The organism is Pantoea septica, from assembly GCF_002095575.1.
In the GTDB taxonomy this organism is placed as follows: domain Bacteria; phylum Pseudomonadota; class Gammaproteobacteria; order Enterobacterales; family Enterobacteriaceae; genus Pantoea; species Pantoea septica.
The window spans coordinates 53,063-66,935 of the sequence record NZ_MLJJ01000014.1 but is presented as its reverse complement, the minus strand read 5'-3'; the positions used below and the strand labels follow the sequence as shown (position 1 = coordinate 66,935).

General features: G+C 55.7%; 13 protein-coding genes. 8 read left to right on the top strand and 5 right to left on the bottom strand.

Features of this window, described 5'->3' with window-relative positions; genetic code table 11:
- Positions 1 to 81: 81 nt before the first annotated feature.
- The 3 genes from clpP to bolA form a co-directional block, all read right to left on the bottom strand.
- Complete coding sequence (clpP, locus tag HA46_RS09805) at positions 82 to 705, bottom strand: ATP-dependent Clp endopeptidase proteolytic subunit ClpP (protein WP_033788807.1); 624 nt, start codon at positions 703 to 705, stop codon at positions 82 to 84.
- 336 nt (positions 706 to 1,041) lie between these two features.
- Positions 1,042 to 2,346 (bottom strand): trigger factor, encoded by a 1,305-nt coding sequence (gene tig, locus HA46_RS09800; protein WP_033788806.1) that lies wholly within the window; start codon positions 2,344 to 2,346, stop codon positions 1,042 to 1,044.
- 299 nt (positions 2,347 to 2,645) lie between these two features.
- Positions 2,646 to 2,960 (bottom strand): transcriptional regulator BolA, encoded by a 315-nt coding sequence (bolA, locus tag HA46_RS09795; RefSeq protein WP_033752711.1) that lies wholly within the window; start codon positions 2,958 to 2,960, stop codon positions 2,646 to 2,648.
- A 279-nt stretch (positions 2,961 to 3,239) separates the two neighbouring features.
- On the opposite strand from bolA, the gene HA46_RS09790 reads away from it, so the two are divergent.
- From HA46_RS09790 to HA46_RS09755, 8 genes are all read left to right on the top strand, one after another.
- Positions 3,240 to 3,818, top strand: a complete 579-nt coding sequence (locus tag HA46_RS09790) for a lipoprotein (protein ID WP_033788805.1) — start codon at positions 3,240 to 3,242, stop codon at positions 3,816 to 3,818.
- 51 nt (positions 3,819 to 3,869) lie between these two features.
- Positions 3,870 to 5,351, top strand: a complete 1,482-nt coding sequence (gene ampG, locus HA46_RS09785) for a muropeptide MFS transporter AmpG (RefSeq protein WP_084883948.1) — start codon at positions 3,870 to 3,872, stop codon at positions 5,349 to 5,351.
- A gap of 449 nt (positions 5,352 to 5,800) precedes the next feature.
- Positions 5,801 to 6,727 carry a cytochrome o ubiquinol oxidase subunit II gene (gene cyoA, locus HA46_RS09780; protein WP_033788803.1) on the top strand — a complete coding sequence of 309 codons (927 nt, stop codon included), beginning with the start codon at positions 5,801 to 5,803 and terminating at the stop codon, positions 6,725 to 6,727.
- 4 nt (positions 6,728 to 6,731) lie between these two features.
- Complete coding sequence (cyoB, locus tag HA46_RS09775) at positions 6,732 to 8,714, top strand: cytochrome o ubiquinol oxidase subunit I (RefSeq protein WP_033788802.1); 1,983 nt, start codon at positions 6,732 to 6,734, stop codon at positions 8,712 to 8,714.
- A complete protein-coding gene (locus HA46_RS09770) occupies positions 8,714 to 9,331 on the top strand; it encodes a cytochrome o ubiquinol oxidase subunit III (RefSeq protein ID WP_033752718.1) in 618 nt (205 codons plus the stop codon). The genes cyoB and HA46_RS09770 overlap by 1 nt, the downstream gene beginning before the upstream one ends.
- Positions 9,331 to 9,660, top strand: coding sequence for a cytochrome o ubiquinol oxidase subunit IV (locus HA46_RS09765; RefSeq protein WP_033788801.1), 330 nt, complete (start codon positions 9,331 to 9,333; stop codon positions 9,658 to 9,660). The genes HA46_RS09770 and HA46_RS09765 overlap by 1 nt, the downstream gene beginning before the upstream one ends.
- 13 nt (positions 9,661 to 9,673) lie before the next feature.
- A complete protein-coding gene (cyoE, locus tag HA46_RS09760; protein ID WP_084883946.1) occupies positions 9,674 to 10,561 on the top strand; it encodes a heme o synthase in 888 nt (295 codons plus the stop codon).
- A 131-nt stretch (positions 10,562 to 10,692) separates the two neighbouring features.
- A complete protein-coding gene (locus HA46_RS09755; protein WP_033788800.1) occupies positions 10,693 to 12,057 on the top strand; it encodes an MFS transporter in 1,365 nt (454 codons plus the stop codon).
- 71 nt (positions 12,058 to 12,128) lie between these two features.
- Here HA46_RS09755 and adhP read toward each other — a convergent pair whose 3' ends face one another.
- A complete protein-coding gene (gene adhP / locus HA46_RS09750; RefSeq protein ID WP_084883944.1) occupies positions 12,129 to 13,154 on the bottom strand; it encodes an alcohol dehydrogenase AdhP in 1,026 nt (341 codons plus the stop codon).
- 154 nt (positions 13,155 to 13,308) lie between these two features.
- Positions 13,309 to 13,800 carry a YajQ family cyclic di-GMP-binding protein gene (locus HA46_RS09745; protein ID WP_033788798.1) on the bottom strand — a complete coding sequence of 164 codons (492 nt, stop codon included), beginning with the start codon at positions 13,798 to 13,800 and terminating at the stop codon, positions 13,309 to 13,311.
- Positions 13,801 to 13,873: the final 73 nt, after the last annotated feature.

Genomic DNA, 13,873 nt, shown 5'->3' with positions numbered 1-13,873 from the left:
GCCGTGCGAACACGGCCAATATTCATTCAACTCAAACCCGTTTCCCAGTAACTATAGCGTAAGGAGACGGGCAGATGAGTCTTATTCGCGATGTGTCAGGACGGAGTCGACTAAACCATACTCTACCGCTTCACTCGCCGAGAGGAAACGGTCGCGCTCGGTATCGCGCTCAATTTCTTCCAGCGACTTGCCGGTATGCTGCGCCATCAGCTCGTTCATGCGCTGTTTTACTTTCAGAATCTCTTTCGCATGAATCTCAATGTCGGTCGCCTGGCCCTGATAGCCGCCTAGCGGCTGATGGATCATCACGCGCGAGTTCGGCAGGCAGAAGCGCTTGCCTTTAGTGCCGGCGGTCAGCAGGAAAGCGCCCATTGAACAGGCCTGGCCCATACAGATGGTGCTGACGTCAGGCTTGATAAACTTCATTGTGTCGTAAATCGACATGCCTGCGGTGATCACGCCGCCTGGGGAGTTGATATAAAGATAGATATCTTTCTCAGGGTTTTCCGCTTCCAGAAACAGCATCTGCGCCACGATCAGATTGGCCATGTGATCTTCAACCTGGCCGGTCAGGAAGATGACGCGCTCTTTCAGCAGGCGGGAATAGATGTCGTAGGAACGCTCGCCGCGCGAAGTCTGTTCAACCACCATGGGCACCAGCGCATTGCGCGGCGCAGTAAATTCACGATCGCCACTGTATGACATTACCGTCTCCTGGATATAGTTCATTGGCTACATTCTGTACCGATTTTCTCTGAAGCGAGCGCGTTCTGCGCAGCTCAGCTTCGTTTCCGACACCTTCAAGGACGGTTAATCAGCCAGTCTAACTCTCTTCTGCATACTCCCTCAATCTGGGGATACTGCCCTGCTGTTTCAAGCATAACAACCTTTTCTCTATTCGCTAACCTGGAAAAAGCGCAACGTGAATAATTTGCCGGTTTATTAAGCGAATAGCCACGGAAGAGCGCCGACGACGTCGGAAAAACAAAAAAGCCCGCGACTTTGCAGCCGCGGGCTCAGCACTTCTGGTTAAATCAGCGATCAGGCAGCGGTGGTCTGATTCATCAGTTCCTGGAAGCTGGTCGCTTTCTCAGTCACTTTCGCTTTTTCCAGAACGGCTTCGACCGCCTGCTCTTCGAGCGCGACGTTGCGCATGTTGTTCATCAGCTCGTTGTTTTTGCTGTAGAACTCGATCACTTCCTGCGGATCTTCGTAAGCGGACGCCATCTCTTCGATCAGGGCGTTAACGCGCGCTTCGTCAGCCTTCAGCTCATGGGTGCGAATCACTTCGCCCAGCAGCAGACCTACGACAACGCGGCGTTTCGCCTGCTCTTCGAACAGCTCGCGCGGCAGTTCCAGCGCTTGCTTCTCGTTGCCGCCGAAGCGCTGTGCAGCCTGGCGACGCAGTACGTCGATTTCGCTGTCGATCAGCGCAGCCGGCACGTCGATGTCGTTGGCTTTTACCAGGCCGTCGATCGCCTGCGTTTTCACGCGGTTGCGGATGGCGCCTTTCAGCTCGCGGTCCATGTTTTTACGCACTTCGGCGCGCAGACCTTCGATAGAACCATCTTCTACGCCGAAACGCTTGATGAACTCTTCAGTCAGCTCCGGCAGCTCGCGCGTTTCAACTTTCTTCAGCACGATGTCGAACTTCGCGTCTTTACCTTTCAGGTTTTCCGCGTGGTAGTCTTCCGGGAATTTCACGTCGATAGTGAAGGTTTCGCCCGCTTTATGACCCACGATGCCCTCTTCGAAGCCCGGAATCATACGGCCCTGGCCCATAGCCAGCACGAAGTCAGAGGCTTTGCCGCCTTCGAACTCTTCGCCGTCGACTGAACCGCTGAAGTCGATGGTCGCGCGATCTTCGGCCGTTGCCGCCGCATCGCTCTCTTTCCAGTTGGCCTGCTGCTTGCGCAGGGTGTCCAGCATGGCGTCGACGTCAGCGTCGGTCACTTCCACCAGCGGTTTTTCTACTTCGATGCTGTCCAGACCCTGCAGTTCAACTTCCGGATAGACTTCGAATTCGACCGCGTAGGTAAAATCTTCGCCTTCTTTATATTCGCCCGGCACGTAGTTCGGCGCGCCAGCCGGATTGATTTTTTCTTTGATGATGGCGTCAACGAAGTTGCGCGTCATCAGCTCGCCCAGCACGTCCTGGCGAACAGAAGCGCCGTAGCGCTGTGCGATGATATTGGCCGGCACTTTGCCTTTACGGAAACCATCGATACGGACTTTTTTCGCCACTTCCACCAGTTCTTTCTTCACTGCGCTTTCGATGCTGTCAGCGGGGACAGTAATCGTAATGCGACGGCCCAGACCCTGCGTGGTTTCTACTGAAACTGTCATCTTGTTACCTCAAAAAATCGCGTGCTCGGTCAACTTCAGACACCACACATTATGCAATGCGCCGTATCCAACAACCGGGACGGCTTCCATTAAGAGAACCTGATCCCTGTCACCAGAAGCGTCCCGAAGACATTCCGGAAAAATAGACGCAGCATTATAGCGGCATCGCCCTGGTGAGTCGAGGCTGTAAACTCACCACTTTTTAGCGGCTTTGCTGCTTTTTTGCGCCGGAGATCGCGTTTATCGCTAAATAATGAAAAAAAACGGCCCGCAGGCCGTTTTTCAAAATCGGGAAGGGATCAGGCTAGGGTGCCGGCACCGCGGCAGTTTGGCGAGGCGAGCACGGTATCCTGCAATCCCTCCCACTCTTTCAGGGTATAGGTATGCAGCGCCAGCGCGTGAACGCTGCCTGCCAGCTCGGCGGCGAGCTCGCCGTAAATCGCCCGGTGGCGCGCCAGAAAGCGCTGACCAGCGAATACGTCGCTGACGATAACCACCTTGAAGTGGCTTTCGGAACCCGCCGGGACATTGTGACGATAGCTTTCGTCATGCACTTCCAGATGAGCCGGCTCAAAAGCCAGGCGCAGCTTCTCTTCAATCTGTTCGCGAATCATTGTCTCTTTCCTCAATGGCGAGCGCTGTGCCCCATCTGGTTAAATATTAGTAGGTTTTCAGACGCATCCGTATAAATGTGTGAAAATATTTCCGCCGCCGTTTAAGCCGACCGGCATGATAGCGCAGCGCGGGTGCGGGTCAATGCCCGGATTTTTCTTAGCGTATAAAAAAGGCGGTTACCGCGAATTTCCCCTTCTCAAGGGCTTTTTTCACTGCCGCGCAATGCTATGATGGCCGCAGTTTTTGCAAACCAACCCACAACATTAATGAGAATAAGCATGTTGAAAAAACTGTTATTTCCCCTGCTGGCCGCCTTCATTTTGGCCGGCTGCGCCACTAACAGCAATACGCTGACCATTCAGCCGAAAATCGAACTGCCGCAGCAGGATCCAAGCCTGATGGGCGTGACCGTCAGCATCAACGGCGCCGATCAGCGCAGCGACCAGGCGTTGGCGAAAGTCAATCGCGACGGCCAGCTGGTTACCCTGACGCCGTCCCGCGATCTGCGCTTCCTGCTGCAGGAAGTGCTGGAGAAGCAGATGACCGCACGCGGCTATATGATCGGACCGGAAGGCGCCGTCGATCTGCAGATCGTGGTGAATAACCTCTATGCGGACGTGACCCAGGGCAACGTGCGCTACAGCATCACCACCAAAGCGGATATCTCGATTATCGCCACCGCGAAGAACGGCAACAAGCAGGTGAAGAACTATCGCCAGACCTATAGCGTAGAAGGCGCCTTCAGCGCGACCAACGACAAGATCACTAAGGCTGTGAACTCGACGCTGGGCGACGTGATCGCCGATATGGCGCAAGACACCAGCATCAACAACTTCATCAAGCAGAACGCGCATTAATCCGCCGCACTCTATGCCCGGCGCACCGCCGGGCATCGCTTCAGGGTCAGCATGAATCACTATCTTCGCATCTTCACTCAACGAAACGCCGCAGTTTTACTGCTGCTGGGCTTTGCCTCAGGCCTGCCGCTGGCGCTGACCGCCGGCACGCTGCAGGCGTGGATGACGGTGGAAAATGTCGATCTCAAAACCATCGGCTTTTTTTCGCTGGTAGGCCAGGCGTACGTTTTTAAATTTCTCTGGTCGCCGGTGATGGACCGCTTTACGCCGCCGTTTCTCGGGCGCCGCCGCGGCTGGCTGCTGCTAACGCAGCTGGCGCTGATCGCCGGGATTATCGCCATGGGCTTTATGCAGCCCGGGCGCGACCTGACGCTGCTCGCCGCGCTGGCGGTGCTGGTCGCCTTCTGCTCCGCTTCACAGGATATCGTCTTCGACGCGTGGAAAACCGACGTGCTGCCGCCGGAAGAGCGCGGCAGCGGCGCCGCCATCACCGTGCTCGGCTACCGGCTGGCGATGCTGGTCTCCGGCGGACTCGCGCTCTGGCTGGCGGATCGCTATCTCGGCTGGCAGGCGACCTACTGGCTGATGGCGCTGCTGATGGTGCCAGCGCTTATCGCCACCCTGATGGCGAAAGAGCCCGATACGCGCGCCGCCACGCCGCATTCGCTGCGCGAGGCGGTGTCGCTGCCGCTGAAGGACTTTTTTCAGCGCAACAACGCCTGGCTGCTGATTACCCTTATCGTGCTCTATAAGTTGGGCGACGCCTTCGCCGCCTCGCTGACCACCACGTTCCTGATCCGCGGCGTCGGTTTCAACGCCGGCGACGTCGGGCTGGTGAACAAAACGCTCGGCCTGCTGGCGACCATTGTCGGTGCCCTCTACGGCGGCGTGCTGATGCAGCGCCTGAGCCTGTTCCGCGCCCTGATGATTTTTGGCGTGCTGCAGGCGGTCTCGAATTTCGCCTACTGGCTGCTGGCGGTGACGCCGCCGCATCTATGGAGCATGGCCAGCGCCGTCTTCGTGGAGAATCTGTGCGGCGGCATGGGCACGGCAGCGTTCGTCGCGCTGCTGATGACCCTGTGCAACAAAGCATTTTCCGCCACGCAGTTCGCCCTGCTCTCCGCGCTGTCGGCGGTTGGCCGCGTCTATGTCGGCCCGGCGGCCGGCTGGCTGGTTGAGATCTGGGGCTGGCCTGCCTTCTACGCTTTCACCGTGCTGGCGGCGCTGCCCGGCCTGCTGCTACTGCTGCTCTGTCGCGACACCCTGAACGAAGCGCAAAACAGCGAGCGCTTCCTGACGCGCACGCGTTTCGCCGCCGGCTACCGCTGGACGACGCGCCTGTTCTGCGTCGGATGCGCTGTTATCGCGCTCTGGCTGACGACGCTGGCGTGTCAGGCGCTGGGGCTGTGGCGGCTGGAGAGCGTGCCGGGCGCGCTGTTCGAAGCCGGTATGGCGCTGCTGGCGCTGGCGGTATGCGGCGGCGTGACGCTTGACTACATAGCGCAGCGGAAAAGCGCGGCGCAGCCGCTTTAATTCACACCCGTTATTATTTCAACGGGAAAATTAATCGGGCCGCCTTGACGGGCGGCAAAAGTTAAACTTTGTCATCCAGTGTTATTTTCCTGGAAATATTAAGATCCCATTTTTGCATTCAGCGAATATATTAAAAACCGGTGCGCAATTATTTTGTATAAATTTCATCACTCAAATGATGCAGATTTGTTAAAGAATTGGGTATCAAAAGTAAGGTTTATTCTTTCCCTGTTTTCTTTAAGGATACTTTCATTGGTTTTTGTTATATTAGTGCCAACTGCTTGTCGCAGTTAATAATTTATTACCCCAGGCAACATCTGTGACACCCTTAGCAAAAGGTGTCAACACGCTGCTGACACATCCTTATGCTGGTTTACACTGCATAAACCTTCCCGTAAAATGCGCGCACACTTAAACGACAATAAGCCCTTTGTCATTGAGGTCGTTAAATGAGACTCAGGAAATACAATAAAAGTTTGGGGATTTTGTCATTAATCGCAGGCACTTTGTTAATGAGTGGCTGCGATAATGCGTTGTTAAATCCCAAGGGACAGATTGCACTTGAGCAACGTTCGTTGATTCTGACAGCCTTCGGCTTAATGATGATCGTCGTTATTCCGGCAATCTTGATGGCGGTGGTGTTTGCATGGAAATATCGTGCATCCAACACTGAAGCGAAGTACAGCCCCAACTGGTCGCACTCTAACAAAGTCGAAGCCGTGGTCTGGACCATTCCGATCCTGATCATTCTCTTCCTCGGCGTGCTGACCTGGAAATCAACCCACGCGCTGGAGCCGAGCAAACCGCTGGCCTCTGACGTGAAGCCGGTTGAGATCCAAGTGGTGGCGCTGGACTGGAAATGGTTGTTTATCTACCCGGAACAGGGTATTGCCACCGTTAACCAGATCGCTTTCCCGGCTAACACGCCGGTGAGCTTCAAAATTACCTCTAACTCCGTTATGAACTCCTTCTTTATTCCGACGCTCGGCAGCCAGATCTACGCCATGGCGGGCATGCAGACCCAACTGCACCTGATCGCCAACGAGCCAGGAACGTTCGACGGTATTTCCTCGAACTTCAGTGGTCGAGGTTTCTCTGGTATGAAGTTCAAAGCCATTGCAACCAAGGACGATGCGGAATTCCAGCAGTGGGTCGCCAAAGTTAAAGCGGCGCCTAACACGCTGACCACCATGGAAGATTTCGAGAAAGTCGCTGTGCCAAGCGAAAATCATCCGGTGGAATATTTCTCTTCAGCGAATCCTGAACTGTTCAAGCAAGTTATCGCTAAGTTCATGACCAGCCACGGGAAGATGGACATGTCTCAGCACGAAGGCATGGACATGAGTCACACCGCTTCCGCGGGAGCCGAGGAATAATACGATGTTCGGAAAATTAACACTGGATGCAGTGCCGTACCATGAGCCGATTATCATGGTTACGGTTGCCGGGATCATCATTGGTGGTCTGGCAATCATCGCTGCCCTAACCTACTTTGGTAAATGGCAGTACCTGTGGTCGGAATGGCTTACCTCCGTCGACCATAAAAAACTGGGTATCATGTACATCATCATGGCGTTCGTCATGCTGCTGCGCGGCTTCGCCGATGCCATCATGATGCGTACCCAGCAGGTAATGGCTTCCGCCGGGGAAGCTGGCATACTTCCACCGCACCACTACGACCAGATCTTTACCGCGCACGGCGTGATTATGATCTTCTTCGTGGCGATGCCTTTCGTGGTAGGTCTGATGAACATCGCGGTTCCGCTGCAAATCGGCGCGCGCGACGTTGCATTCCCGTTCCTGAACAACCTGAGCTTCTGGTTTACTGCGGTCGGTGTGATCCTGGTTAACCTGTCGCTGGGCGTGGGCGAGTTTGCACAGACCGGCTGGCTGGCCTATCCGCCGCTTTCAGGCGCGGAGTACAGTCCTGGCGTCGGGGTCGATTACTGGATCTGGAGTCTCCAGCTTTCCGGTATCGGGACCACGCTGACCGGTATCAACTTCTTCGTGACCATTCTGAAGATGCGTGCGCCGGGCATGGACCTGTTCAAAATGCCGGTATTTACCTGGGCTTCTCTTTGCACCAACGTCCTGATTATCGCTGCGTTCCCGGTTCTGACCGTGACCCTGGCGCTGTTGACGCTTGATCGTTACCTTGGCTTCCATTTCTTTACCAATGATATGGGCGGTAACATGATGATGTACGTCAACCTGATCTGGGTCTGGGGTCATCCGGAAGTGTACATCCTGGTTCTGCCGGTATTTGGCGTCTTCTCTGAAGTCACTGCGACCTTCTCGAAAAAACGTCTGTTTGGCTACACCTCACTGGTTTGGGCAACTATCGCCATTACCGTACTGTCGTTCATCGTCTGGCTGCACCACTTCTTCACCATGGGTGCGGGCGCGAACGTTAACGCCTTCTTCGGTATTATGACGATGATTATCGCCATCCCGACCGGCGTGAAAATCTTTAACTGGCTGTTCACCATGTATCAGGGTCGCATCGTGATGCACTCTGCCATGCTGTGGACCGTAGGCTTCCTGGTCACCTTCTCTGTAGGTGGTATGACCGGCGTTCTGCTGGCGGTGCCGGGTGCGGACTTCGTGCTGCACAACAGTCTGTTCCTGATTGCGCACTTCCATAACGTCATCATCGGCGGCGTGGTATTCGGTTGTATGGCTGGCGTGACCTACTGGTTCCCGAAAGCCTTCGGCTTTACCCTGAACGAAACCTGGGGCAAACGCGCCTTCTGGTTCTGGATCATCGGCTTCTTCGTTGCCTTTATGCCGCTCTATGTGCTGGGCTTCATGGGCATGACCCGTCGTCTGAGCCAGGATATCGATCCGCAGTTCCACTCTCTGCTGGTTATTGCCGCCGTGGGTGCAGCGCTGATCGCGTGCGGTATCATCAGCCAGGTGATCATGTTCTACGTCTCTGTGCGTGACCGTCATCAGAACCGCGATCTGACCGGTGACCCGTGGGGCGGTCGTACGCTGGAGTGGGCAACCTCTTCACCGCCGCCGTTCTACAACTTTGCCACTATCCCGCATATCCACGAGCGCGACGCGTTCTGGGAAATGAAAGAGAAAGGCGAAGCGTACAAGCAGCCGGCGAAATATGAAGAGATTCATATGCCGAAGAACAGCGGCGCGGCTATCGTGATCGCAGCCTTCGCAACGGTATTCGGTTTTGCCGCAATCTGGCATATCTGGTGGCTGGCTGGCCTGAGCTTCCTGGGCATGATCGTGACCTGGATTGTGAAGAGCTTCGACGAAGACGTGGACTACTACGTTCCGGTTGCCGAGATTGAGAAGATCGAAAAGCAGCACTTTGACGATATTAGCAAAGCGGGTCTGAAATAATGTCGACTGAAACTCTGACAAAACACCACCACGACGCCCATGCGGAGCATGGGCATCACGATGCAGGAGCCAATAAAGTCTTTGGCTTCTGGATCTACCTGATGAGTGACTGCATTATCTTCGCAACCCTGTTTGCGACCTATGCAGTTATGGTCAACAGCACTGCCGGTGGCCCGGCAGGCAAAGACATCTTCGAACTGCCGTTCGTTCTGGGCGAAACAGCGCTGCTGCTGCTGAGCTCCATCACCTACGGCATGGCGGTTATCGCCATGAACCACGACAAGAAAAGCTCGGTCCTTAGCTGGCTGGCGCTGACTTTCCTGTTCGGTCTTGGCTTTATCTGCATGGAGATCTACGAGTTCCATCATCTGATCGAAGAAGGCTTCGGCCCGAATCGCAGCGGCTTCCTGTCAGGCTTCTTTACCCTGGTAGGCACCCACGGCCTGCACGTTACCTGCGGCCTGATCTGGATGCTGGTACTGATGTTCCAGATTGCCAAACGTGGGCTGACGTCGACTAACCATACCCGTATCCTGTGCCTGAGCCTGTTCTGGCACTTCCTGGATGTGGTCTGGATCTGCGTATTTACCATTGTCTATCTGATGGGAGTCATGTAATGAGTCATTCAGCTAACGGAAACGTCGTTCCGCACAGCAGCGTGAAGTCCTACATGATCGGCTTCATCCTCTCTGTCATCCTGACCGGTATTCCGTTCTGGATGGTGATGAGCGGCGAGTCATCTCAAGGTATGACCCTGGGCGTCGTTGTTGCCTGCGCAGTCATTCAGGTCGTTGTTCACCTGATCTACTTTTTGCATCTGGACACCAAGTCCGAAGGCGGCTGGAACATGATAGCCATCGTCTTCTCGGCGATTATTATTCTGATCGTCGTGGTTGGCTCGCTGTGGATTATGTGGAACCTCAACTACAACATGATGGTTCACTAAAGAGTCGCGCGTAATGATTAAGCAATACCTGCAAGTAACAAAACCAGGAATTATTTTCGGGAATTTAATTTCTGTGATCGGCGGATTTCTGCTGGCTTCGAAAGGCAGCATTGATTACGCCCTGTTTCTCGCCTCGCTGATCGGCGTGTCGCTGGTTGTCGCCTCAGGTTGTGTTTTCAACAACGTGATCGACCGCGATATCGACGTAAAGATGGAAAGAACCAGGAATCGAGTGCTGGTTAAAGGCCTCATCTCCGCGAAAGTAAGCCTGATTTATGCTACCGCGCTAGGTATTGCTGGCTTTGCGTTGCTCTACTTTGGTGCCAATCCGCTGGCCATGTGGCTGGCGGTCATGGGCTTCGTGGTTTACGTCGGCGTTTACAGTCTCTACATGAAGCGTCACTCGGTATACGGGACGCTGATTGGCAGCCTGTCTGGCGCCGCGCCGCCGGTGATCGGCTACTGCGCCGTCACCAACCAGTTTGATGCCGGCGCGCTGATCCTGCTGGCGATCTTTAGCCTGTGGCAGATGCCGCACTCCTATGCGATTGCCATCTTCCGCTTTAAAGATTACCAGGCGGCGAACATCCCGGTTCTGCCGGTGGTGAAAGGCATCTCCGTGGCGAAGAATCATATTACGCTCTACATTCTGGCGTTTATGATCGCCACGCTGATGCTGTCGCTGGGCGGCTACGCGGGCTATAAGTATCTGTTGGTCGCGGCGGCCGTAAGCGTATGGTGGCTGGGAATGGCGTTGTCAGGTTACAAGACCTCGAACGATCGTGTCTGGGCGCGTAAGCTGTTCGTTTTCTCTATCGTGGCCATCACCGCGCTGAGCGTCATGATGTCGGTGGACTTTATGGCCCCGGCGTCAAAAGATCTGCTGACCTACGTGTGGTAATGCCGCACGGCCATGCATGCTAAGGGCGCGATTTCGCGCCCTTTCTTTTTGTTACCACTTCTTAAACACTATTATTTTACCCGCCCTGCCCTGCTCCCTAAAATAGATACGGCAAACTTACAGAGGTTGGAATGAACGATAATAAAATGACGCCGGTGGAGCTTCGCGCCACATGGGGTTTGGGCACGGTATTTTCCCTGCGAATGCTGGGCATGTTTATGGTCCTGCCGGTATTAACCACTTACGGCATGGCCCTTCAGGGCGCAAGTGAAACGCTTATCGGCCTGGCAATCGGCATCTACGGTCTGGCGCAGGCGATCTTTCAAATTCCCTTCGGCCTGATGTCTGACCGCATCGGCCGCAAGCCGCTGATCGTCGGCGGCCTGCTGCTGTTCGTCCTCGGCAGTATTATCGCCGCAACCACCACCTCTATCTGGGGCATCATTCTCGGCCGCGCGCTGCAGGGCTCCGGCGCAATCGCCGCCGCCGTGATGGCGCTGCTCTCTGATTTGACCCGCGAACAGAACCGCACCAAGGCGATGGCCTTTATCGGCATCAGCTTCGGCGTCACCTTCGCAATCGCAATGGTGGTCGGCCCCATCGTTACCCACGCGCTCGGCCTGCACGCGCTGTTCTGGATGATCGCCATTCTCGCCTCGCTGGGTATCGTGATTACCCTGCTGGTGGTGCCGAGCGCGCCCGGCCATGTGCTGAACCGCGAATCGGGTATGGTGAAAGGCAGCTTCCGCAAGGTGCTCGGCAATTCGCGCCTGATCAAACTCAACGTTGGCATTCTCTGCCTGCATATTTTGCTGATGTCCAGCTTCGTCGCCCTGCCCGGCCAGTTCGAGCAGGCGGGGCTGCCCGCTGCCGAACACTGGAAAATCTATCTGGTGACGATGCTGATCGCCTTTGTCGGCGTGGTGCCCTTTATTATTTACGCCGAGGTAAAGCGCCGCATGAAGCGGGTATTCGTCGCCTGCGTCGGTTTGATCGTCATTGCAGAGATCGTGCTGTGGGGCGCGGAAGGCCACTTCTGGACGCTGGTGATCGGCGTGCAGCTCTTTTTCCTCGCCTTTAACCTGATGGAGGCGATTCTGCCGTCGCTGGTGAGCAAAGAGTCGCCGGCCGGCTATAAAGGCACGGCGATGGGGCTCTATTCCACCAGCCAGTTTATCGGCGTGGCGATTGGCGGCAGCCTCGGCGGCTGGGTATTCGGCCATTTCGACGCGCAGACGGTGTTTCTGGTGGGCGCCATCGTGGCGGCGGTCTGGCTGTTCGTCGCCATGACCATGCAGGAGCCGCCCTACGTCAGCAGCCTGCGTATCGTGCTGAGTGACAACGCGCTGGCGGTGCCGAATCTGGAACAGCGTTTGAAAGCCCAGCCGGGCGTATCAGCAGTGTTGATCGTGCCGGAAGAGAAAAGCGCCTATATTAAGATCGACAGCAAGGTCACCAGTCGCCCTGAGCTGGAGGCGCTGCTGGCAAGCAGCTAGCGCACACGGGCTTCTTCGCGATGACACAAAAGAACCGGCTTTGCGCCGGTTCTTTGCTTTTCACGCCAGCGTTAAAGCGACATATCCACCACGATCCGCCCCTCAATTTTTCCGGCGTGCATACGCTCAAAGATAGAGTTGATATTACTCAGCGGCTCGACGGCAATGGTCGCTTTCACCTTATTGCGTCCGGCAAAATCGAGCGCCTCCTGCAAATCTTTTCGGGTACCCACGATAGAGCCACGCACCGTGATACCGTCCAGCACCATATCAAAGATAGAGAGATCGAACTTACCCGGCGGCAGCCCGTTGAGCACCATGGTCCCGCCGCGCCGCAGCGTGCCGATAGCCTGTTCAAAGGCCGCTGGCGACACGGCGGTGACCAGCGCCGCATGTGCGCCGCCAAACTGCGCGTGAAACATCTTCGCTGGGTCGTCTTTACGTGCGTTTGCCACGACGCTGGCACCGAGACGCTGCGCAAAAGCCAGCTTCTCATCGTCCACGTCTACCGCAGCCACGTTAAGCCCCATCGCCACCGCGTACTGCACCGCCAGATGACCCAGGCCCCCGATACCGGAAATCACCACCCAGTTTCCAGGCCGGGCCTCTGTCATTTTCAAGCCCTTGTAGACCGTGACCCCTGCGCAAAGGATCGGCGCAACCTCGGCATAATCGAGGTTATCAGGCAAAATGCCGACATAGTTGGCATCGGCCAGGCAATACTCCGCAAAGCTGCCGTTAACCGAATACCCCGCATTCTTCTGCTCATGACAGAGCGTCTCCCAGCTATCAAGGCAGTGCTCGCAGTGCCCGCACGCCGAATAGAGCCAGGGCACGCCGACGCGATCGCCCAGCTTGAGGTGAGTGACGTTCGCCCCGACGGCCACGACTTCGCCCACCCCTTCATGACCGGGAATAAAAGGCGGCACGGGTTTGACGGGCCAGTCGCCCTCCGCCGCATGAAGATCGGTATGGCAGACGCCGGTTGCCGCAATTTTGACCAGCACCTGCCCTGCGCCAACTTCTGGTATCGGCACCTGCTCAATAACCAGCGGTGCACCAAACGCCTTAACCACGGCAGCTTTCATCATTTTCATGACTTCTCTCTCCTGTTGAGGGTTTCATCAAGAGAGTTGCACACCTTTGCCGCTAAGCATATTGATTTAACGCAGAGGGAAGAGGAAATAAACGGGGCGAGAGAGGCAGTAAGCAAAGCGTGCAGCAGATCGGCCGCCGCACGCCTTAAGAGGATTAATCGCGGAAGTTCTTAAACTGGAACGGCTGGCCAAGATTGCCGCCGCGCACCAGCGCCATCGCGCTCTGCAGATCGTCGCGCGATTTGCCGGTAACGCGCAGCGAATCGCCCTGAATCTGCGTCTGCACCTTGATCTTGCTGTCTTTGATCAGCTTCACGATCTTCTTCGCGACTTCGCTCTCAATGCCCTTTTTCATTTTGGCATCGACGCTCCAGCTCTTGCCGCTGTGCTCGATCTCCTCGGGGATATCAAGCGCGGCGCCCTCGATGCCGCGCTTGAGCATCTTCTCGCGCAGCATATCCACCAGCTGTTTCACCTGAAAATCGGACTCGCTGGTCACTTTGATGGTTTCATTCTTTTCGTTGAGCTCGAAACTGGCGCTCACGTTGCGAAAATCGAAGCGGGTCGTTAATTCACGGTTGGCGTTTTCGACCGCGTTGCGGACTTCCTGCATGTCGACTTCTGAAACGATATCGAAAGATGGCATCTCTTCTTCTCCTGACGCTAAAGTGACATGCATAATACGCGTCTTGCCGCACTAAACAAAATCAGGCTGCGCA

Bases quoted from the DNA above. Each gene is read 5' to 3' on its own strand.
- clpP (WP_033788807.1), bottom strand. From the start codon at position 705: ATGTCATACAGTGGCGATCGTGAATTTACTGCGCCGCGCAATGCGCTG.
- tig (WP_033788806.1), bottom strand. From the start codon at position 2,346: ATGACAGTTTCAGTAGAAACCACGCAGGGTCTGGGCCGTCGCATTACG.
- bolA (WP_033752711.1), bottom strand. From the start codon at position 2,960: ATGATTCGCGAACAGATTGAAGAGAAGCTGCGCCTGGCTTTTGAGCCG.
- HA46_RS09790 (WP_033788805.1), top strand. From the start codon at position 3,240: ATGTTGAAAAAACTGTTATTTCCCCTGCTGGCCGCCTTCATTTTGGCC.
- ampG (WP_084883948.1), top strand. From the start codon at position 3,870: ATGAATCACTATCTTCGCATCTTCACTCAACGAAACGCCGCAGTTTTA.
- cyoA (WP_033788803.1), top strand. From the start codon at position 5,801: ATGAGACTCAGGAAATACAATAAAAGTTTGGGGATTTTGTCATTAATC.
- cyoB (WP_033788802.1), top strand. From the start codon at position 6,732: ATGTTCGGAAAATTAACACTGGATGCAGTGCCGTACCATGAGCCGATT.
- HA46_RS09770 (WP_033752718.1), top strand. From the start codon at position 8,714: ATGTCGACTGAAACTCTGACAAAACACCACCACGACGCCCATGCGGAG.
- HA46_RS09765 (WP_033788801.1), top strand. From the start codon at position 9,331: ATGAGTCATTCAGCTAACGGAAACGTCGTTCCGCACAGCAGCGTGAAG.
- cyoE (WP_084883946.1), top strand. From the start codon at position 9,674: ATGATTAAGCAATACCTGCAAGTAACAAAACCAGGAATTATTTTCGGG.
- HA46_RS09755 (WP_033788800.1), top strand. From the start codon at position 10,693: ATGAACGATAATAAAATGACGCCGGTGGAGCTTCGCGCCACATGGGGT.
- adhP (WP_084883944.1), bottom strand. From the start codon at position 13,154: ATGAAAATGATGAAAGCTGCCGTGGTTAAGGCGTTTGGTGCACCGCTG.
- HA46_RS09745 (WP_033788798.1), bottom strand. From the start codon at position 13,800: ATGCCATCTTTCGATATCGTTTCAGAAGTCGACATGCAGGAAGTCCGC.